We start from the raw sequence: 17,706 nt of genomic DNA, 5'->3' as shown, positions 1-17,706 counted from the left end.
AAAGTCTTGAACGAAACGGCGCCTTGCACGCAAATCTATATGATGACTATCAGCCAAAAACTATTGGCAAGTTCCCGCGCTGCACCCTAAGATTTGAAAAGTTCTAAAGCAGGGGTGCATCATGGTCCTAGGAATGAGCTTGGCAACGTTCACGTTGCTTCATGTGGTGGTCAGCCTGATCGGAATTGTTGCTGGCTTGGTCGCAATGGTCGGGTTGTTGAAGTCAAAGCCGATGCCCGGCTGGACCGGTCTGTTTTTGCTGACGACGATCCTGACCAGCGTGACCGGCTTCTTCTTTCCGGTCGAAAAACTGCTGCCGTCGCATGTCATCGGCATCATTTCGCTGGTGCTGCTGGCAGTCGCCTGTCTGGCGCTGTACGGCCAGAAGCTGGCGGGGCGCTGGCGCTGGATTTACGTGCTGACCGCGATGATCTCGCTTTATCTCAATGTGTTCGTGCTGGTGATCCAGAGCTTCCTGAAGGTCCCGCCGCTGCATGCGCTGGCACCGAGCGTGCCGCCGAGTGAGCCGCCTTTTGCGATCGTTCAGGGCATCGTGCTGGTGTTCTTCGTCGTCACGACCTTCCTTGCGATCAGGAAGTTTCGCCCGCTGCCGGCCGGCTTCGCCTGACCGCCGGGCGGCGATCTCCCGCCGATAGCCGCTAGGCTTTGCCTTTTCGGGCGGGCGATTCCCGAAGGATCGCCCGTATCTCGCCGAAGGTGCGCTTCACAAGCGCCTCGGGTCTTTCGCCTGCGTCCTGCGCCAGCCAGATCTCGCCGCCGATCCGCATCGCGCCTGTCGTGATCATGGCGACCAGCCGCGCCTGCAATTGCCCGGATTTGTCTTTGGCGCGGTTGCCGAGCGCGGCAGCGATGGCGCGCTCCATCTTTTCGTATTTCACGTGGTCGCGCGCGCGCAGCGCGGGATTGCCGTGCTTCAATCGCGCAATGGCGATCGCCTCGGAGCTCTCGAGCTGCTGTGCCATCGAGAGCAAAGCATTTTCCGCGGCCAGCAGCATCGGCTCGTCCGCGGGCCTTGCGGTGATCGCGGCCACAAGGAAATCCGTGCTGGCATCCTGCCACGCCAGCACGAGGTCTTCCTTCGACGCGAAATAATGGAAGAAGCTGCGGCGCGAGATCTCTGCGGCGGCCGCAATGTCGTCCAGCGTCGTTTCCTCGAAACCGCGCTTAAGAAACAGCTCCATCGCGACCTTGGTGAGCCGCTCTCGCGTCTGCTGGCGCTTCCTTTCGCGCAGGCCGGTCGGCGGCGCAGCAGGTGCCGCAACCGATTCCGCTTCTGTTTTCCTCGGCTTAGCCGGCATCCTGGCGGTCACAACAATCCTCGATCTGCACCTATTGCAAGTTTGCACTGAGTGCACATTTATGTCCGGCGGCCGCGCCGCGCAACGATTCTCGATCCTGGGGAGATATAAGCATGACGGACTGGAGCATCGACCATATTCCGCCCATGACCGGCAAACTGGCCGTGGTGACCGGGGCGACAGGCGGCCTCGGCTTCGAGACGGCAATGGCGCTTGCGGGAGCCGGCGCCGAAGTGGTGCTGACCGGCCGTAGCGACACCAAGGGGAGCGCTGCGATTGAGCGCATCTGCGAGCGACATCCCGACGCGATCATCAGCTATGAGCACCTCGATCTCGCCAGCCTGGACGCCGTCGCTACTTTCGCGCGCCGTTTCGATGCGATGTACGCGTCGCTTGATCTGCTGATTAATAATGCCGGCGTTATGGCGCTGCCGACGCGCCAGACCACCGCCGACGGCTTCGAGATGCAGCTCGGTACCAATTATCTCGGTCACTATGCGCTCACGGCGCGTCTGCTCCCGGTGCTTCGCCGCAACAAGGCGCCGCGTGTGGTCAATCTCAGCAGTCTTGCGCATCGTTCGGGCCTCATCGATTTCGACGATCTTCAGGGCGCGACATTCTACAAGCCGTGGAAAGCCTATCAGCAGTCGAAGCTCGCGATGCTGATCTTCGCGATCGAGTTGCAGCGGCGCAGCGATGCCGCGGGCTGGGGTCTGATGAGCAATGCCGCGCATCCCGGTTTCGCGCTCACCGATCTCATTCCGAACGGCCCCGGCAGAGGTGGCTTGATGGGGCTCGGAAGCCGGTTGCTGCGTCCGCTGAGCCATTCAGCCGCCGCCGGTGCCTTGCCGACATTGTTTGCAGCCACCTCACCCGATGCGAAGCCAGCTGGCTATTACGGCCCGAACGGCGTCTACGAAATGAAGGGGCCGCCGGCTCCCGCGAAGATCATGCCGCGAGCTCAGGATGCCGCCGTCGGCGCGCGGCTGTGGGAGGTCTCAGCTGCGCTCACCGGCACGTCGTTTGATCAGGTCGCAATTGCCGCCTGATTGCGTCGCGATCGACTGTCAGTCATCCAAAGGAAGTCTCATGAAAGTCATTCTGTTCGGTGCGACCGGCATGGTCGGGCAAGGCGCGCTGCGCGAATGCCTGCTCGATCCCGATGTCGAGGCGGTGCTCGTGGTCGGCCGCAGTGCGACTGGCCAGCGCAATGCCAAACTGCGTGAGATCACGCATACTGATCTTTTTGATCTGTCGGCCATCGCGCCTGACCTGACGGGCTATGACGCCTGCCTGTTTTGCCTCGGGGTCTCTTCGCTGGGCATGAGCGAGCCGGACTATCGCCGGATCACCTACGACATCACCCTCGCGGTGGCGAACACGCTGGCGCGGCTCAATCCTGGCATGACCTTCGTCTACGTGACCGGCCAGAGCACCGACAGCACCGAGCAGGGCAGCGTGATGTGGGCACGGGTCAAGGGCAAGACCGAGAACGACCTGCTCAAGCTGCCGTTCAAGGCGGCCTATATGTTTCGCCCCGGTGGCATCCAGCCGCTGCACGGTGTGCGCTCGAAGACGGCGTGGGTTCAGGCGATCTATACCGCGACCGCGCCTCTCTGGGCGCTGCTGGTCCGGATCGCGCCAAAATACGTCACCACGACGGAGAAAGTCGGCCGCGCCATGATCCGTGTGGTTCGCAACGGCTATTCCAAGCCCATTCTTGAGACGCCTGATATCAACCTAGTCGGTGTGTAAATGGGCCGATTCGGCCCTTTTTCAGATTTGCTGCCGGCCTCATCGAAAAACCGCAAATTTCGACGCTTTTGCTTTAAAGAGGCCATCCGCCCTATAGTCAGGGCACAGCAATCAGCGGGAATCGGTATGGATCGCATTCGCATCGTCGGCGGCAGCAAACTCAATGGCACGATCCCGATTTCGGGCGCCAAGAACGCGGCGCTGCCATTGATGATCGCCGGTCTGTTAACCGACGAGACGCTGATTCTCGACAACGTGCCGCGTCTGGCCGACGTCGCGCAGTTGCAGCGCATCCTCGGCAATCACGGTGTGGACATCATGTCGGCCGGCAAGCGCCCGGGCGACCATGAATATCAGGGCCAGACCCTGCATATCTCCGCCGCCAACATCATCGACACGACAGCGCCCTATGAGTTGGTCTCGAAGATGCGCGCCTCCTTCTGGGTGATCGCGCCGCTGCTGGCGCGCATGCACGAAGCCAAGGTATCTCTGCCCGGCGGCTGCGCCATCGGCACCCGCCCGGTGGATCTCTTGATCATGGCGCTGGAGAAGCTCGGCGCCGAGCTGACCATCGACGGCGGCTACGTGATCGCCAAAGCCCCCGGCGGCCTCAAGGGCGCCGAGATCGATTTCGCCAAGGTCACCGTCTCCGGCACCCATGTCGCGCTGATGGCCGCGACGCTGGCCAAGGGCACGACCATTATCAACAACGCGGCGTGCGAGCCGGAAATCGTCGACGTCGCCGACTGCCTGAACAAGATGGGCGCGCGCATCTCCGGCGCCGGCACCACGACGATCACGATCGAGGGCGTGGCCAAGCTGAATGGCACGCGCCACACCGTGCTGCCGGATCGTATCGAGACTGGCACCTATGCCATGGCCGTGGCCATGACCGGCGGCGATGTGCAACTTTCAGGCGCACGGCCTGAATTGCTACAGTCGGCGCTCGACGTACTGGTCGAGGCCGGCGCGACGGTGACGCCGAACAACGACGGCATCCGCATCTCGCGCAACGGCGCGGGTATCAAGCCGGTGAACGTGTCGACAGCGCCATTCCCCGGCTTTCCGACCGATCTGCAGGCGCAACTCATGGCGCTGATGACGACAGCCACGGGCTCCTCGCATATCACCGAGACAATTTTCGAGAACCGCTTCATGCATGTGCAGGAGCTGGCACGCTTCGGCGCGCGAATTCACCTCGACGGTGAAACCGCGACCATCGACGGTACGGCCAAGCTGCGCGGCGCGCCCGTGATGGCGACCGATCTGCGCGCCTCGGTCTCTCTGGTGATCGCCGGCCTCGTCGCGGAAGGCGAGACCATGGTCAACCGCATCTATCATCTCGATCGCGGCTTCGAGCGGCTCGAGGAAAAGCTGTCCGCCTGCGGCGCTACCATCGAGCGCATCAGCGGATAGGATTCTCTCAAAGGGGTCGCCGTGACGGGTCAACGCAAGCTGATTGCACTGGATGCCGACGACCTCGCGGTGATTTCCGCGCATGTTCAGGATGCGGCTGTCAATGTCGGCGACATTATCTGGCGGCAGAGCGAGAAGCGGCTCGTGGTCGGCATGAGCCGGCTCGACTGGGATCAGACGATTTCAGGGGAAGTCACGCCGCGCCGGCTGGTCTCGGCGCTGCGCTTCGACCGCGTGCTGGCCTGCAAGTCCCGCGATATCGATCTCGAAACGCCCGACATCGCGCTGGAACTGTTCGGCATCGAATTCCATGCCGCCGAGCCTCCTGGCGGTAGCGTCGTCCTGATCTTCGCCGGTGGGGGCGCACTCCGGCTGGATGTCGAGTGTCTCGAGGTCGAACTGGCCGATCTCGGCCCGGACGATCTGACCAGCGATGCCGGCACCGAGGCCTCCGGTCTGGACGCCTGATCCGCTATTCATCGTTTCCATGGCAGCACAGGGTTGACGGCCCTTTGTCGCCGCGCCATTGAGCAGGGGGCCTTGGCCGGCAAGGCCCCGCCGGAACACCAGAATGCCAATTCGTATCGATACCGCCAGCGCCGATTTCACCCAGCGCTTCAATGCCTTCCTGACCATGAAGCGCGAAGTCGCGGCCGATATCGAGGCGGCCACCCGCGCCATTGTCGACGATGTCGCCGCTCGCGGCGACGCAGCGCTGCTGGAGGCCACCCGCAAGTTTGACCGGCTCGACCTCAAGGCCTCGGCTCTGCGCGTGACTCCTGCCGAGATCGATGCCGCCGTGGCCGCCTGCGACGCAGAGACCGTCGAGGCCCTGACGTTCGCCCGCGACCGCATCGAGCTGTTTCACAAGCGCCAGCTGCCCAAGGACGACCGCTTCACCGATGCGCTCGGAGTCGAGCTTGGCTGGCGCTGGAGCGCCATTGAAGCTGTCGGTCTCTATGTGCCCGGCGGCACCGCCGCCTATCCATCGTCGGTGCTGATGAATGCCGTGCCGGCCAGGGTCGCCGGCGTCGAGCGCGTGGTGATGGTGGTGCCGTCGCCGGACGGCAAGCTCAACCCGCTGGTGCTGGCCGCCGCAAAGCTCGGTGGCGTCTCCGAAATCTACCGCGTCGGCGGCGCGCAGGCCGTGGCCGCGCTCGCTTACGGCACCGCGACCATCGCGCCGGTGGCCAAGATCGTCGGTCCCGGCAATGCCTATGTGGCCGCTGCCAAGCGCCAGGTGTTCGGCAAGGTCGGCATCGACATGATCGCCGGTCCGTCGGAAGTCCTGGTCATCGCCGACGATACCGCCAATGCCGACTGGATTGCGGCGGATCTCCTCGCGCAGGCCGAGCACGACGTCAATGCGCAGTCGATTCTGATCACCGACAGCAAGTCACTGGCCGACAATGTCGCGCGCGCGGTCGAAGCGCAGCTCACCACGCTGCCGCGCGCGGACATCGCGCGCGCGTCGTGGGACGAATATGGCGCGATCATTCTGGTGCAGGCGCTCGATGACGCCGTGCCGCTCGCCAATGCCATTGCCGCCGAGCATCTCGAAATCATGACGGCCGATCCTGAGGCGTTCTCGCTCAAGATACGCAATGCCGGCGCCATCTTCCTCGGCGGCCATACGCCGGAAGCGATCGGCGACTATGTCGGCGGCTCGAACCACGTGCTGCCGACGGCGCGCTCGGCGCGGTTCTCCTCGGGCCTCGGCGTACTTGACTTCATGAAGCGAACATCGATCCTGAAGTGCGGGCCGGATCAGCTGCGGGCGCTGGGACCGGCTGCGATGACGCTGGGCAAGGCCGAAGGCCTCGATGCCCACGCACGTTCGGTCGGATTGCGCCTCAATTTGCGATGAGTAATGCCCCTCCACCAGAGGATGACAGCAACAACCGCATCGTCGCGGTGACGCTCGATGAGGAATCGATCGGCCGTTCCGGGCCGGATATCGAGCATGAGCGTGCGATCGCGATTTATGACCTGATCGAGCAGAATCTGTTTGCGCCGGAAGGCGCGCATGTCGGCCCGTTTACGCTGCATATCGGCATCACCGGCAGCCGGCTGATGTTCGACATCCGCCGCGAGGACGGCACGCCGGTCGTCGCGCACCTTCTGTCGCTGGGGCCGTTCCGCCGCATTGTGAAGGACTACTTCATGATCTGCGACAGCTACTATCAGGCGATTCGCACTGCTACGCCCGACAAGATCGAGGCCATCGACATGGGCCGCCGCGGCATCCATGACGAAGGCTCGCGGACGCTGCAGGAACGATTGGCCGGCAAGGTGCGCGTCGATTTCGAAACGTCGCGGCGGCTTTTTACGTTGATCTCTGTCCTTCATTGGAAAGGCTAGTCGCTGATGGCCGCGCCGCCACGCGCGCGTACGCCGCAGGCGGTGTTGTTTGCCTGCGGCCAGAATAGCGTGCGCTCGCCGATGGCCGCCAGCCTGCTGCAGCAGATGTTTCCGCAGGCGCTGTATGTGAAATCCGCCGGGGTGAAGAAGGGCGAGCTCGATCCTTTCGCAGTGGCCGTGATGGCCGAACTCGGCCAGGACATCTCCAGACACAAGCCCATGACCTTCGAGGAACTCGAAGACTGGGAAGGGCTCAATTTCGATCTCATCATCACGTTGTCGCCGGAGGCGCATCACAAGGCGCTGGATCTGACACGCACCGATGCCGCCGAGGTCGAATACTGGCCGACGGTGGATCCCACGGGAACCGAAGGTAACCGCGACCAGAAACTGGCGGCCTATCGCGAGGTCTGCGATGGGCTGCTGCTGCGGATTCGCAAACGTTTCGCCAAAGGCGGCGCTGCCAGCGGTTAAATAACCGCACCGCGGTTGTCGAAGCAGAGCCCTTCCGATAGGTTCCGGCCGCATTTCCAGGATCATCGCCCCGCATGCTCGGCCGCCCCAAATTCGTTCTCGCCTCCGGTTCGCCCCGCCGCCTCAGCCTGCTCAATCAGGCCGGGATCGAGCCCGATGCGCTGCGTCCTGCCGATGTCGACGAGACCCCGAAGCGGGGCGAATTGCCGCGCGCCTGCGCCAATCGTCTAGCCCGAGCCAAGGCGGAAGCCGCGCTCAAGTCAGTTCAGCTCGACGACGAACTCCGCGGCTCGTTCATTCTTGCAGCCGATACCGTGGTGGCCGTCGGTCGTCGCATCCTGCCCAAGGCGGAACTGGTCGATGAGGCTTCGCAGTGCCTGCGGTTGCTGTCGGGCCGTAACCACCGTGTCTATACGGCGGTCTGCATCGTCACCCCCAAGGAAAGCTTTCGGCAGCGGCTGATCGAGACCAAGGTGCGCTTCAAGCGCCTTAACGAAGAAGACATCTCGACCTATATCGGCTCTGGCGAATGGCGCGGCAAAGCCGGTGGCTACGCCGTGCAGGGCATTGCCGGTTCCTTCGTGGTCAAGATGGTCGGCTCCTACACCAATATTGTCGGCCTGCCGCTCTACGAGACCGTCACACTCCTCGGCGGCGAGGGCTTCCCGATCCGTTTCGGATGGTTGAATGCAAGCTAAGGCGTCCAAATCCGGCGAAAAACCGTGCCCGATCTGCGGCAAGCCCGCGGTGGAGGCCTCCAAGCCGTTCTGCTCCGAGCGTTGCCGCGACGTCGATCTCAATCGCTGGCTGTCGGGTTCCTATGCGATTCCCGGCAAACCGACGGATGACGAGGACGCCGAATAGGCTTGACGGGCATTCGCGCTGTCCAAGCCGGTCCGAAGCGGTCATTTCCCATTGTTTTGACGGGAAAATCTTCGTTCACAGAAATGCCATCGGGCGGGTGGACAGGGCCGATTTGCCTGACTATAAACCGGCGCTCCCTGGACCTGATCCGGGGCGGCGCCCAGGTAGCTCAGTTGGTAGAGCATGCGACTGAAAATCGCAGTGTCGGTGGTTCGATCCCGCCCCTGGGCACCATTTGTATGTCCCCCAGCTTCCTCCTCTGTCCGCTGATGTGCTATAAGTGCTTGAATTAGAGCGCTTTCTCGTTCGCTGACATTCGCGACCGTCCGCCGGCAGCCGTTGTTTTTGTTGGTATCGCTGTTGGTATCCCGTCGATCGTGTGTTGGTAGATTGACTGCGGGGACCTAATCGATGCCGCTTTCGGATGCCGCCTGCCGTGCCGCCAAATCCGCCACCAAGCCCTACAAAATCAGCGATGGAGGCGGGCTGCATTTGCTTGTTGAAAAGAACGGGTCGCGGCTTTGGCGACAGGCGTATCGGTTCGACGGAAAGCAGAAGCTGATTGCGCTGGGCGCCTATCCGGCGGTCAGTCTCGCCGATGCCCGCGCCAGTCGGGACGCGAACAAGGTGCTTCTGGCCAAGGGCATCGATCCGTCCGCGCAGCGCAAGTTGGATCGCAGCGCGGCGCGCATCGCACGCAGCAATACCTTCCGGATCGTCGCGGACGAACTGATCACGAAGTTCGAAGCCGAGGGCGACGACCCAAAGACAATAGAAAAGAAAAAATGGCTTCTCGGCTTCATCAACGCCGATTTGGGTGATCGACCGATCGCCGAGATCAAGGCGTCGGAATTGCTTGATGTGCTTCGAAAGATCGAGAGGCGAGGGCGATATGATACGGCCCGACGTGCCCGCAGCATTAGTGGTCGTGTCTTCAAATATGCGATTAGCACCGATCGCGCCGAGCGCGACCCATCGGCTGACCTAACGGGGGCTCTCATAGCGCCAAAGGTCAATCACCGGGCCGCCATCACCGAGCCGAAGGCCGTCGGCGCGCTTCTCCGCGCGATCGACGACATGGACGGTCAGATCACAACACGCGCGGCGTTGCAGTTGATCGCCCTTACCTTCGTTCGGCCGGGCGAACTGCGGCACGCGGAATGGAAGGAATTCGATCTGCGGGACGCCGTCTGGAACATTCCGAAGGAAAAAATGAAGATGCCGCGGCCGCACAAGGTGCCGCTGTCTCGACAGGCGATTGCGATCATCAATGACCTTCGCGAAGTCACAGGCACGTCGCCCTACTTGTTTCCGCAGATCCGCTCGTGGCATCGTCCGATTTCCGATGGGACGCTAAACGCTGCGCTTCGCCGGCTTGGGTACACGAAAGCGCAAGTGACTGCGCATGGCTTCCGGTCGACGGCGTCGACACTGCTGAACGAAAGTCGCTGCTCGGATGGCAGGCGCCGTTGGGATAGCGATGCTATCGAGCGTCAGCTAGCGCACCAAGAGGAAGACGAGGTTCGTAGTGCCTATAATGGCGCCGAATATTGGGAAGAACGTGTCCCGATGATGCAATGGTACGCGGATTACCTGGATGACCTCCGCAGGTCCGGAACCGTTCTGCCGATCGCGAAGGCCCGGCGATCCCGATCGTCGTCAGCATCCTAGCCGTCGAGCCTATCTGAAGATATTCGAGGCAACTGAGGCGCCTATTCGCGCGGGCGATCGATGGTCGCATGAATTTCCGCCGTCGTTTGCCCGAGACACGCGCGCTGCGATGATCGGCACCACGAGCCCCAATGGAGAGGCCCTCAAAATGGCGAACTGGAAGACCTTCACTCGTGCTAGCGAGAACGCGACGATTCACCTTCATCGCGCTCATCATTTCATACGCATAAGCGCGAAATTTCTACTCACCCGGTGGGGCCGAATGACCTAAACCGAGCGCGCTCTGACGTTGGCTTGAAGTCAATGCCTTCCAAAAACAATGAACCTTGCTGGTCTCCATCGCGGCGAGGTCATCCATGTATCGTTTCTTTTTCAGCGTGACGTTGAAGAAAGAGGGATCATGGTCGATGCGATTTCGACGCAATCGCCAGAACACCACGAATGCTTGCTTTGGCGTTAGTTTCTTATTCGTTAGGTAATATTCCAACGCCCCCGAGAGGATCTCTGACTTCTCCGCGCGTGCAAGCTGTTGAAGAGATCTGATGCATGAATCCAAGCGCATCTTTTGCACCAACTTGTCCAGGCGTCGCTTGGCATCTGCGGGAGTTAGTCGCCTTCCATCTTCGTAGACCGCAACGTTGAACTGAAGGATACAATGAGAGCCGACCTCGAGCGAATTGCTCGTAAAGTCGTTCTGAATCTCAAAATGGTAGCGAAGGCCTTCCTGTCCGCAGAGCTGGCACGTCTCAATGGGCTGCTCATGATCGTGAGTGTGACCTGTGAAGCGCCATTCTCCGAATGCTTTCGGCAGGGTATCGGCGATTGAAAGAGGGAGAATGCTGTCCCTGACGCGTTGACTGAACGTCATCGCAGCCTTCCTTCTGTTTCTGTTTATCAACGGCTAGCTTCTCGCGAGGTCACCTAGACCCTCCAGCGTCGGTCTCAATTCAATATACACGCAAGGCGTTTACTGTCTATAATTGCAACAAGTAGGAAGCTGTCGCCAAACGAAGCGAGATGTAGGCTTCTGCGATGAAGGAGATCACCGGCTTGTCTACGGTCTCGCGCCGCAGCGGCCATACCGAGGTTTCAATCTGGACATTGGGCCGCAAGATGCCCTTGCCCTCGGCGAGGGCTTTGTAAGGCAACTGGTATTTGGTGTAACGCCCTTCATACATCGTGACGCGATGGTCTTTGTTCTCAGGATCGAAGTCAAAGCCCGCGCCCAGCAGCGCATCGGTAATTATTTTGCGCAATTTGCGGAGCTCGCCGCGCGTCGTAGCCTTATCGCGGACGATCTTAAGGTCGACATCTTCCGACATGCGCTTGGTAAGCTTGTAGGCGCGGCTTAGTGCCGTGCCGCCGCCGAACACGAGGCGGAAATCGCCGGTGTCGACTGCAGCAATGGCAGCCAACGCCTTGACGACATACCAATCCTTCTCGACAAGCGCCGGGCCCGGGAGCCCAAAATACTCCTGGACTTCGAGCAGCTGTTCGAGGGTTGGGTTATCGCTCAAGAACCAGCTCCGCGTTGCGGTAACGTAGATGACGTGAGAAGCGACCTTTGACCCGCACCACCGGGTTCACGGGGATCTGCGTCGAGCGGCCCTCATTATACGCGCGTTCGGCTTCGGTCGGCTCCCATTTAACGCCGAGCTTGTCGAGCGCCTGACGTGCCACGCCGACGAAGCCGTCACGGCTATAGAGCATCGGCTTGCCGCTCAGGCTCGAAACGGTCGCCCGCCCGTAGACGCCATAGCCGAGCCGCACTAAGCGGCCATCGTCCACGAGCTTGCGTAAGACGCGCAGGACCTGATCCTCGCCGCCGAGCGTCTTGAATTCACGCGTCAGGAACACGTCCTCGCCCTTCTTGCGGGCGATCCGCTGTTCTATCTTTTCGCGCAATGTGCGCTTGCGAGGCATATTGGTCCTCCTTGCAAAAACCCGACATTGACTATAGACAAAAACCCGACGTCATTCAAGAAATAATGTAATGAATTCAATAGTATAATTGATATCAATGACTTAGGTTAGTCATTTCACCCGCTCGGTCCGTCCAGCGCCTGCGGCACCAGCCTAGCAGAGCGAAGCCAGCGACTCGGCGTACACTGGCGCAGGCGAAAAGAAAGATTATCGGGTAGGGCGGCCAAGCGATGTCCAACAAGATCAAGGGAAACATCCTCGAAGACCTGGTTGCGATGAAGCACGAGGTGCCAGGCGATGGAGTCAACCCGCCGTTTCAAACCGCCCTGGACCGTGATCCGGGAGAATTCCAAGTGCTACACCGTCCAGGACGCCAATGGCGTGACGGTGGCCTGGCTGTATTGCCGCGACCACTCGCAGCGTTACAGCTTTGGCGCTAGCAAGCTCACGTCGGAAGAAGCTCGCCGGATCGGGAAGGCTATCAGCCGCATCCCCGAATTCATGACACAGCGTCAGGGCTTTCACCCGCGCGGGGAAGGGCTACGCTGGCGGGCCGACCGACCCCTATCACGTCGCCTTGGAAGACACCCACGTTCGCGCCCATTGGGCCGAAATCGATGTGCTGTGCAAACTCAACAGTCTGCCCTTCAATTCGACCGGCGAAACCATCCAGAGCGATGGAGTGTGGAAGGTCTATGAGTTCACCTGGCAAATGGACGCGATCCTGTTTTGGGATCGCTTCCAGGGCCGCTGGCTGCGCGGCGCAGAGTTTCATTATCCTGAACGCCGGGCCAATCTGCCATTCTTGAAACCGCTCGCAAACTGGCCGAACTTCAATCCGCGCGACACGCGGTAATGCATCGGTTGATCGCCGTACCACGAGCCCGGACCGCGTCACGAAACCAGCTTCGCCGTATGTGGTTCAGGCAGGGACGGTTATTCCGGGAGCTCTCATCACCGGCATCCGCTCAGATTTGCCCGGGCAGATCACGGCGCAGGTGACCGAAAATGTCTATGACACACCATCCGGTCGCCTGCTGCTGATCCCACAGGGAGCTCGTTTGATCGGTACCTACGACAGCCAGATCGCGTTCGGTCAGTCACGTGTGCTGCTGGTCTGGACGCGCTTGATCATGCCCAACGGCCGTTCGATCGTGCTCGAACGCCAGCCAGGCGCGGATGCAGGCGGCTATGCGGGTCTGGAGGATGAAGTCGACAATCATTGGGGCGCTCTCTTCAAGGCGGCACTCCTGTCGACGCTCCTAGCAGTTGGCAGCGAAGTGGGAGCCGGCTCCGACACCGGCAATAACGGTGACATCATCCAGGCCCTTCGCCGTGGATCGAGCGATAGCTTCAATCGAACTGGACAGAAGATCGTTGAACGCAATCTCAACATCCAGCCAACGCTGACGATCAGGCCGGGATTTCCGGTTCGCGTGATCGTCAATCGCGACCTCGTACTTGAGCCTTACAGAGGGTGAGGAATGAAGATGGCCAAGCTCAAGATCGGAGCGCTTCCGAATGACAAGCCTGTCAAGGTCACCCTTGAACTGCCGGCTGCCGTGCATCGAGATCTCGTCGCCTATGCGGGAGCCCTCGCACGTGAAACTGGTCAGCCGGTCGATGATCCGTCAAAGCTGATCGCGCCCATGCTGATGCGCTTCATGGCGACAGATCGGGGATTTGCGAAATGCCGTCGTGCGGCTCATTCACCAGTCGCTGGCGACGGGTAGCGCTCGGCCAACAGCTTTAGGAAGCCATGAAGGGCTGGGTTTTCGTTATCGCCCCGCCAATGTGCCGAAAAATCTAGGTAGCTCGGCCGTGTCCCGTCGCGCAATTCGCGATAAACCAAACCCGCAAAGCTGGCGCCGATATCGGATTCCATTACCAGGCTGATCCCGAGCTTCATACTGATTAGGCTCTTGATGATGCCCCGACTGACGTCGTGACGTTCTATTTGAGGCCTGTCCCCAGGCAACGGGAGCTTAGAAATCAGGACGTCCTCAAGTTCGTGTCCGGGGTCATAGTGGCTCAGCAAAACTGTTTGATTCCGAAGGTCGGTCCACAAAACGACGTCACGTGTCGTCAAGGGATGATCCTCTGGCAAGGCGACCAGGATCCGCTCGCTCCAAAGCGGAAGGGTCTGACTTCTTGGCAGAGGCGTCGCGCCGGTCACGACGAGAATGTCGAGTGTTCCGTTGCGTAGCGCAGTCGTCAGGCGCGTTTGCGATCGTTCGACGGTGACGAGTTCGATATTCGGAAAGTGTACCTTGAAATCGAGTAACGTCGCACGCAGGTTGCCCGCCGAAAGAGACGTGCAGAATCCGACCGCTAATTTACCGGTATCTCCGCGCTTGGTTGTTTTAGTGCTGGCAACGAGCGCATCAACTTGCTCCAAGATTGTTCGTGCCGTCCTGAGAAATTCGCGGCCCTCTGGGGTTGGCTTCACGCCTCCGCTCGATCGCTCGAACACAACGACGCCAATCGAGTGCTCGAGCTGGCGGACAGATCGGCTCAACTGCGATTGACGAAGCCGCAATACGTCCGCGGCTTGCCGAAAGCTACCAATGTCCGCCGCTGTCACGGCAAATTGCAACTGCTGTAGATCAACGGCCAGCAGTCGGGCGTCAGGTTTCCGTGTATCGTTTGCCATGGTTCTCTCTGCCATGTTTTGATATTCGATAGCTCGTAAAGGGAAATTGCGCGACGTCCGTGTCAGGCGTCGCAGGGAACGCTCGCGGAGGCTCAATAAAAGTGTCTCAGGCAGCCATAAACGCGACGGGAGCCCACAGCACGGGTCCTTGTAGGCCACCGGCAGTTTGTACGCGCGCCAAGGCATGAGACGAAACCTCGAGATAGCCCGCAACGGCCACGGTGCTGCCAAGCGGGCGAGGCTTGCCTATCCGCCGCAAAGGCCACCCGGCGCGGCGCAGGATCCGCTCCATCCGGACGTCGGTGACGGTGACGATCTCGGTAAGCTGTCGCGACAGACCGAACTCGATCATGCCCGCGAAAAGTTCGTAGGTCGCCGTTGCCAGGCCGTGAGCGCCCTTGGGCGCGTCGGCCACAACATCGAGCGCAAAGCGGCTGCTTTCCCAGATAGTGGAGCTAGCGGGAGCGGGTGCTCCGTCCAAGAGAACGGGAAAGGTATCGCGAAGCATCGTGGCGCCGGTGGACGGAAGCAAGCGCACGCAGCCTTGGATGCGCCCATCACCACCACGCTGTAGCAAGTAGCTTGGCTGAAGGGCGTCGAAGGCGTCGATCTCCATATCGCCGCTGACCCGGACGTCCCAGTCTAGTCGCTCCCTGAAAACGCGGTAGCGCAGGCGGTGCATCTCCGCAATCTCACTAAGAAAATTACCGAAGTACTCCGCCGTTATAACGTGCATCATGATCGCCTCCTCGATTGCTGATCTCTCAGCATTGGAGGCGAATTTTTGCGCTGGCGCATCCTGTGCAGATGTACAGGTTGCGCGGTGGTTAGATCAGGGCATCATAGGTCTGGAGGAAGCTAGGCGCGCGACAGCTTGGCAAATCGAATGAACGCCGAGCTTCGCTTTGGCATTTTCTAAGTGAAAGACGGTCGTGCGACGTGTGATGCCGAGGATGCGTCCGATTTCCCAAGCGGATTTGCCCTGTGCCGCCCATCCGAGGCATTCGAATTCGCGAGGCGATAATGACACGCCACCGATGATCCGATCGGGAGCGAGTTTATGCCGAACATGTGCATGAAAATACATTGCCATAAGCTGAAGCGCTTGTTTGTGTGCTTCGATGCGCCGAGTAAAGGCGGTACCGCGTCGCGTGTCTGCTGCAAAAGTAACGGCTGCTACTGGACCGCGACCATCATGAATCGGAACAGTAAAGCCACACGCGATCCCAAATCTAGCGGCGTCCTCCAACAGCTCCCGCTGCGGACGAGAGAGTATGCCAGTGCTCAAGTCGAGCCCCCATTGAAAGGGCTCAGTATCTTGAAGCGCCTGCGTGATCACGGGATCAAAGCGCTCGTAGCGATTTTTCAAATACAGCGCCGTCCATGTGGGCGGATACGTCGATAGAAGTTGCGGAACGCCGCCCTTTTCTCCTGAAATGCGCAGATAGGCGAAGCAAGACAGGTCTAACGCGCGGGTCGTTTCCTCCATGCCCTTCTGTAGTTCTGCGGCATCGGTACTTTCCGTCAGGCGATCGATAAAGGTCTGATAAATGCGATGCATTGGAGCGCTCAGGCCGGAGTTCGAAACGTCTTCGTCTCTCTTTTTCAATTTTCGGGATTTTCCATCACTTCCTTAGGCAAGCCATTGCCAGCCTAAAAAGCGGGGGATCCATATAGACTTGGGGCGCCCGCCGCTGTTTGTCCGACCAACCGATGAGCGGTTCGAGAGTCTTCTAATGGGGGCGACGTACTAATCTCGATCGACGCAACCCGAATTGTCCTCTCTCAATTCTCGCCTTCGGATTCGCTTCATTCCGTTGTGGAAGGGAGTTCGTGAGCTCTGGACACGGTTGCGAGCGGTTAATGCGAAAAGCGCGCTCCCAGGCCCCGATTGCGGATCTCTACTAGCCACAGAGCGTACTGGTAGTACAATAAAAAGCGTATTGTAACAATAAAAAAGCGTGATAGTGTGATCGAATTGTAACTCGAAATCGGGGGTCTCGCGGTGATCAAAAATGTTTTGAAAGTGACGGGTCTGGTGGCTGCTCTTTTCTCCGCGGCGCAAACACTGTCCCCGCCGTCCGCCCGCGCCCAGGAAGCGCTCAAAATCGGAGATCTGTCGTCCTATAATCGCTGGTCAGCATTCACTGTGCCTTACCGGAACGGCTGGCAACTGGCGGTAGAGCAGATCAACGCTAACGGAGGTGTGCTAGGGAAGAAGCTCGTCGTCATATCGCGTGACGACGGCGGGACACCGACGGATGCGATCCGTGTGGCCGAAGAGTTGGTGACGCGGGAAGGTGTTTCCGTGCTGATGGGAACCTTTCTTTCCAATATTTCGCTGGCGGTTGCGGATTTCGCCAAACAAAAGAAAGTTGTGTTCGTTCCGGCGAATTCAGCGACCGATGCGCTCTCGCTCGATAAGGGCAACAAGTACACGTTCCACTTCCGCGCAAATGTCTACACGTACACAAACATGCTGGCCGAGCAGGGGAGCAAGCTCGGTCTGAAGCGTTGGGCGATCGTCGCGCCAAACTACGAGTATGGCCAGTCAGCTGCGAGCGCGTTCAAACGTCTGCTCAAGCAGCGGCAACCCGACGCCGAGATCGTGGCCGAGCAGTACCCTCCGCTCGGCAAGGTGGATGGCGGTGCCATCGCGAACGCGCTGGAGGAAGCCAAGCCAGATGGCATTTTTAATGCGCTGTTTGGCGCGGATCTTGGTCAATTTGCGCGCGACGGCCTGGCACGTGGGCTTTTCGATAAGCGTACTGTTCTCAGCCTAGCATCCGGTTATCCCGAATATCTCATTCCGATGAAAGACCAGGTTCCTGTCGGCTGGATCACGCACGGGTACCCGGCGGCGGAAATTGCCGATCCTGCGCACAAGGCGTTTATTGGGGCCTATCAGAAAAAATACAATGAATTGCCGGGCGCATTCGCGATGCAGGGTTATGTCGAGATGATGTTGATCAAGGACGCGATATCGAAGGCAAACACTGTCAACCCCGATGAGCTCGCAGCCGCAATGAAGGGCATGAAGTTCGACTCCATCGTCGGTCCCCTGCAGATCCGCGCGATCGATAATAAAGTCACCATGGGGACGTGGATCGGGAAGCTCGCCGTAAAGGACGGAGTGGGAGCCTTCGTCGACTGGTCATACAAGGATGGCGCGAACTACATGATTCCGGAAGCGGAAGTGAAGGCCGCTCGGAAGGAATGACGCGATCAGCGCCGCGCAGTCGTACGTGCGCTGTTGCCTTTGCAAACAGT

At 60.0% G+C, this 17,706-nt stretch carries 21 protein-coding genes, 1 tRNA gene and 1 pseudogene; 16 read left to right on the top strand and 7 right to left on the bottom strand.

Going from position 1 to position 17,706, the window contains the following annotated elements; all coding sequences use genetic code 11:
- Positions 1–121 precede the first annotated feature (121 nt).
- Positions 122–628, top strand: a complete 507-nt coding sequence (locus AB8B20_RS13835; RefSeq protein WP_439072910.1) for a hypothetical protein — start codon at positions 122–124, stop codon at positions 626–628.
- 31 nt (positions 629–659) lie between these two features.
- On the opposite strand, the gene AB8B20_RS13830 is transcribed toward AB8B20_RS13835, so the two are convergent.
- Positions 660–1,331: a TetR/AcrR family transcriptional regulator gene (locus AB8B20_RS13830; protein WP_439072909.1), complete on the bottom strand. Its 672-nt coding sequence runs from the start codon at positions 1,329–1,331 to the stop codon at positions 660–662.
- A 101-nt stretch (positions 1,332–1,432) separates the two neighbouring features.
- On the opposite strand from AB8B20_RS13830, the gene AB8B20_RS13825 reads away from it, so the two are divergent.
- From AB8B20_RS13825 to AB8B20_RS13775, 11 genes are all read left to right on the top strand, one after another.
- Positions 1,433–2,368 (top strand): SDR family oxidoreductase, encoded by a 936-nt coding sequence (locus AB8B20_RS13825; protein WP_439072908.1) that lies wholly within the window; start codon positions 1,433–1,435, stop codon positions 2,366–2,368.
- Between the two features lie 40 nt (positions 2,369–2,408).
- Positions 2,409–3,074 (top strand): epimerase, encoded by a 666-nt coding sequence (locus tag AB8B20_RS13820; RefSeq protein WP_439072907.1) that lies wholly within the window; start codon positions 2,409–2,411, stop codon positions 3,072–3,074.
- A 126-nt stretch (positions 3,075–3,200) separates the two neighbouring features.
- The gene (gene murA / locus AB8B20_RS13815) at positions 3,201–4,490 is read left to right on the top strand and encodes a UDP-N-acetylglucosamine 1-carboxyvinyltransferase (RefSeq protein WP_093756957.1); all 1,290 of its coding nucleotides are present in this window, start codon (positions 3,201–3,203) and stop codon (positions 4,488–4,490) included.
- 21 nt (positions 4,491–4,511) lie between these two features.
- Complete coding sequence (locus AB8B20_RS13810; protein WP_089266100.1) at positions 4,512–4,958, top strand: DUF2948 family protein; 447 nt, start codon at positions 4,512–4,514, stop codon at positions 4,956–4,958.
- 103 nt (positions 4,959–5,061) lie between these two features.
- Positions 5,062–6,357 (top strand): histidinol dehydrogenase, encoded by a 1,296-nt coding sequence (gene hisD / locus AB8B20_RS13805; RefSeq protein ID WP_439072906.1) that lies wholly within the window; start codon positions 5,062–5,064, stop codon positions 6,355–6,357.
- A complete protein-coding gene (locus AB8B20_RS13800; RefSeq protein ID WP_089266102.1) occupies positions 6,354–6,851 on the top strand; it encodes a UPF0262 family protein in 498 nt (165 codons plus the stop codon). The genes hisD and AB8B20_RS13800 overlap by 4 nt, the downstream gene beginning before the upstream one ends.
- Positions 6,852–6,857: 6 nt before the next feature.
- Positions 6,858–7,325: an arsenate-mycothiol transferase ArsC gene (locus tag AB8B20_RS13795; RefSeq protein WP_068734774.1), complete on the top strand. Its 468-nt coding sequence runs from the start codon at positions 6,858–6,860 to the stop codon at positions 7,323–7,325.
- Between the two features lie 74 nt (positions 7,326–7,399).
- On the top strand, positions 7,400–8,023 hold the full coding sequence (locus AB8B20_RS13790) for a Maf-like protein (protein ID WP_184511824.1): 624 nt from the start codon (positions 7,400–7,402) through the stop codon (positions 8,021–8,023).
- On the top strand, positions 8,013–8,189 hold the full coding sequence (gene yacG, locus AB8B20_RS13785; RefSeq protein WP_175366280.1) for a DNA gyrase inhibitor YacG: 177 nt from the start codon (positions 8,013–8,015) through the stop codon (positions 8,187–8,189). Before AB8B20_RS13790 ends, yacG begins: the two co-directional genes overlap by 11 nt.
- Positions 8,190–8,347: 158 nt before the next feature.
- Positions 8,348–8,423: transfer RNA gene (locus tag AB8B20_RS13780), tRNA-Phe, on the top strand.
- Between the two features lie 177 nt (positions 8,424–8,600).
- Positions 8,601–9,860 carry a tyrosine-type recombinase/integrase gene (locus tag AB8B20_RS13775; protein WP_439072905.1) on the top strand — a complete coding sequence of 420 codons (1,260 nt, stop codon included), beginning with the start codon at positions 8,601–8,603 and terminating at the stop codon, positions 9,858–9,860.
- Between the two features lie 241 nt (positions 9,861–10,101).
- On the opposite strand, the gene AB8B20_RS13770 is transcribed toward AB8B20_RS13775, so the two are convergent.
- The 3 genes from AB8B20_RS13770 to AB8B20_RS13760 form a co-directional block, all read right to left on the bottom strand.
- Positions 10,102–10,728: a hypothetical protein gene (locus AB8B20_RS13770; RefSeq protein ID WP_439072904.1), complete on the bottom strand. Its 627-nt coding sequence runs from the start codon at positions 10,726–10,728 to the stop codon at positions 10,102–10,104.
- Positions 10,729–10,834: 106 nt separating this feature from the next.
- Positions 10,835–11,377, bottom strand: a complete 543-nt coding sequence (locus AB8B20_RS13765) for a nucleotidyl transferase AbiEii/AbiGii toxin family protein (RefSeq protein WP_439072903.1) — start codon at positions 11,375–11,377, stop codon at positions 10,835–10,837.
- Entirely contained in the window at positions 11,367–11,783 is a 417-nt protein-coding gene (locus AB8B20_RS13760; protein ID WP_439072902.1) for a DUF6088 family protein, read from the bottom strand. Before AB8B20_RS13760 ends, AB8B20_RS13765 begins: the two co-directional genes overlap by 11 nt.
- A 577-nt stretch (positions 11,784–12,360) precedes the next feature.
- Between AB8B20_RS13760 and AB8B20_RS13755 the strand changes: the two genes are divergently transcribed.
- The 3 genes and pseudogenes from AB8B20_RS13755 to AB8B20_RS13745 all read left to right on the top strand — a co-directional run bounded on the left by AB8B20_RS13755 (position 12,361) and on the right by AB8B20_RS13745 (position 13,516).
- Positions 12,361–12,639, top strand: a complete 279-nt coding sequence (locus AB8B20_RS13755; protein WP_439072901.1) for a hypothetical protein — start codon at positions 12,361–12,363, stop codon at positions 12,637–12,639.
- Positions 12,638–13,264 (top strand): annotated as a pseudogene (locus AB8B20_RS13750) (TrbI/VirB10 family protein); the annotation flags it as partial. The gene AB8B20_RS13755 and the pseudogene AB8B20_RS13750, both read left to right, overlap by 2 nt.
- 9 nt (positions 13,265–13,273) lie before the next feature.
- Positions 13,274–13,516 (top strand): DUF2274 domain-containing protein, encoded by a 243-nt coding sequence (locus tag AB8B20_RS13745; RefSeq protein ID WP_439072900.1) that lies wholly within the window; start codon positions 13,274–13,276, stop codon positions 13,514–13,516.
- Here AB8B20_RS13745 and AB8B20_RS13740 read toward each other — a convergent pair.
- The 3 genes from AB8B20_RS13740 to AB8B20_RS13730 all read right to left on the bottom strand — a co-directional run bounded on the left by AB8B20_RS13740 (position 13,489) and on the right by AB8B20_RS13730 (position 15,997).
- Positions 13,489–14,436: a LysR family transcriptional regulator gene (locus tag AB8B20_RS13740; RefSeq protein WP_439072899.1), complete on the bottom strand. Its 948-nt coding sequence runs from the start codon at positions 14,434–14,436 to the stop codon at positions 13,489–13,491. The genes AB8B20_RS13745 and AB8B20_RS13740 overlap by 28 nt on opposite strands.
- A 106-nt stretch (positions 14,437–14,542) precedes the next feature.
- On the bottom strand, positions 14,543–15,175 hold the full coding sequence (locus AB8B20_RS13735; protein WP_439072898.1) for an acyl-homoserine-lactone synthase: 633 nt from the start codon (positions 15,173–15,175) through the stop codon (positions 14,543–14,545).
- Between the two features lie 93 nt (positions 15,176–15,268).
- Positions 15,269–15,997: a helix-turn-helix transcriptional regulator gene (locus tag AB8B20_RS13730; RefSeq protein ID WP_439072897.1), complete on the bottom strand. Its 729-nt coding sequence runs from the start codon at positions 15,995–15,997 to the stop codon at positions 15,269–15,271.
- A gap of 444 nt (positions 15,998–16,441) precedes the next feature.
- On the opposite strand from AB8B20_RS13730, the gene AB8B20_RS13725 reads away from it, so the two are divergent.
- A complete protein-coding gene (locus tag AB8B20_RS13725) occupies positions 16,442–17,656 on the top strand; it encodes an ABC transporter substrate-binding protein (RefSeq protein ID WP_439072896.1) in 1,215 nt (404 codons plus the stop codon).
- Positions 17,657–17,706 lie beyond the last annotated feature (50 nt).

The organism is Tardiphaga sp. 866_E4_N1_4 (assembly GCF_052076075.1).
GTDB lineage: Bacteria > Pseudomonadota > Alphaproteobacteria > Rhizobiales > Xanthobacteraceae > Tardiphaga > Tardiphaga robiniae.
The sequence above is the reverse complement of the archived record's forward strand: the minus strand, read 5'-3'. Positions and strand labels throughout refer to the sequence as shown.

Coding starts and splice junctions, on each gene's coding strand:
- AB8B20_RS13835 (WP_439072910.1), top strand. CDS start 122: ATGGTCCTAGGAATGAGCTTGGCAACGTTCACGTTGCTTCATGTGGTG.
- AB8B20_RS13825 (WP_439072908.1), top strand. CDS start 1,433: ATGACGGACTGGAGCATCGACCATATTCCGCCCATGACCGGCAAACTG.
- AB8B20_RS13820 (WP_439072907.1), top strand. CDS start 2,409: ATGAAAGTCATTCTGTTCGGTGCGACCGGCATGGTCGGGCAAGGCGCG.
- murA (WP_093756957.1), top strand. CDS start 3,201: ATGGATCGCATTCGCATCGTCGGCGGCAGCAAACTCAATGGCACGATC.
- hisD (WP_439072906.1), top strand. CDS start 5,062: ATGCCAATTCGTATCGATACCGCCAGCGCCGATTTCACCCAGCGCTTC.
- AB8B20_RS13800 (WP_089266102.1), top strand. CDS start 6,354: ATGAGTAATGCCCCTCCACCAGAGGATGACAGCAACAACCGCATCGTC.
- AB8B20_RS13795 (WP_068734774.1), top strand. CDS start 6,858: ATGGCCGCGCCGCCACGCGCGCGTACGCCGCAGGCGGTGTTGTTTGCC.
- AB8B20_RS13790 (WP_184511824.1), top strand. CDS start 7,400: ATGCTCGGCCGCCCCAAATTCGTTCTCGCCTCCGGTTCGCCCCGCCGC.
- yacG (WP_175366280.1), top strand. CDS start 8,013: ATGCAAGCTAAGGCGTCCAAATCCGGCGAAAAACCGTGCCCGATCTGC.
- AB8B20_RS13775 (WP_439072905.1), top strand. CDS start 8,601: ATGCCGCTTTCGGATGCCGCCTGCCGTGCCGCCAAATCCGCCACCAAG.
- AB8B20_RS13770 (WP_439072904.1), bottom strand. CDS start 10,728: ATGACGTTCAGTCAACGCGTCAGGGACAGCATTCTCCCTCTTTCAATC.
- AB8B20_RS13760 (WP_439072902.1), bottom strand. CDS start 11,783: ATGCCTCGCAAGCGCACATTGCGCGAAAAGATAGAACAGCGGATCGCC.
- AB8B20_RS13745 (WP_439072900.1), top strand. CDS start 13,274: ATGGCCAAGCTCAAGATCGGAGCGCTTCCGAATGACAAGCCTGTCAAG.
- AB8B20_RS13740 (WP_439072899.1), bottom strand. CDS start 14,436: ATGGCAAACGATACACGGAAACCTGACGCCCGACTGCTGGCCGTTGAT.
- AB8B20_RS13735 (WP_439072898.1), bottom strand. CDS start 15,175: ATGATGCACGTTATAACGGCGGAGTACTTCGGTAATTTTCTTAGTGAG.
- AB8B20_RS13730 (WP_439072897.1), bottom strand. CDS start 15,997: ATGCATCGCATTTATCAGACCTTTATCGATCGCCTGACGGAAAGTACC.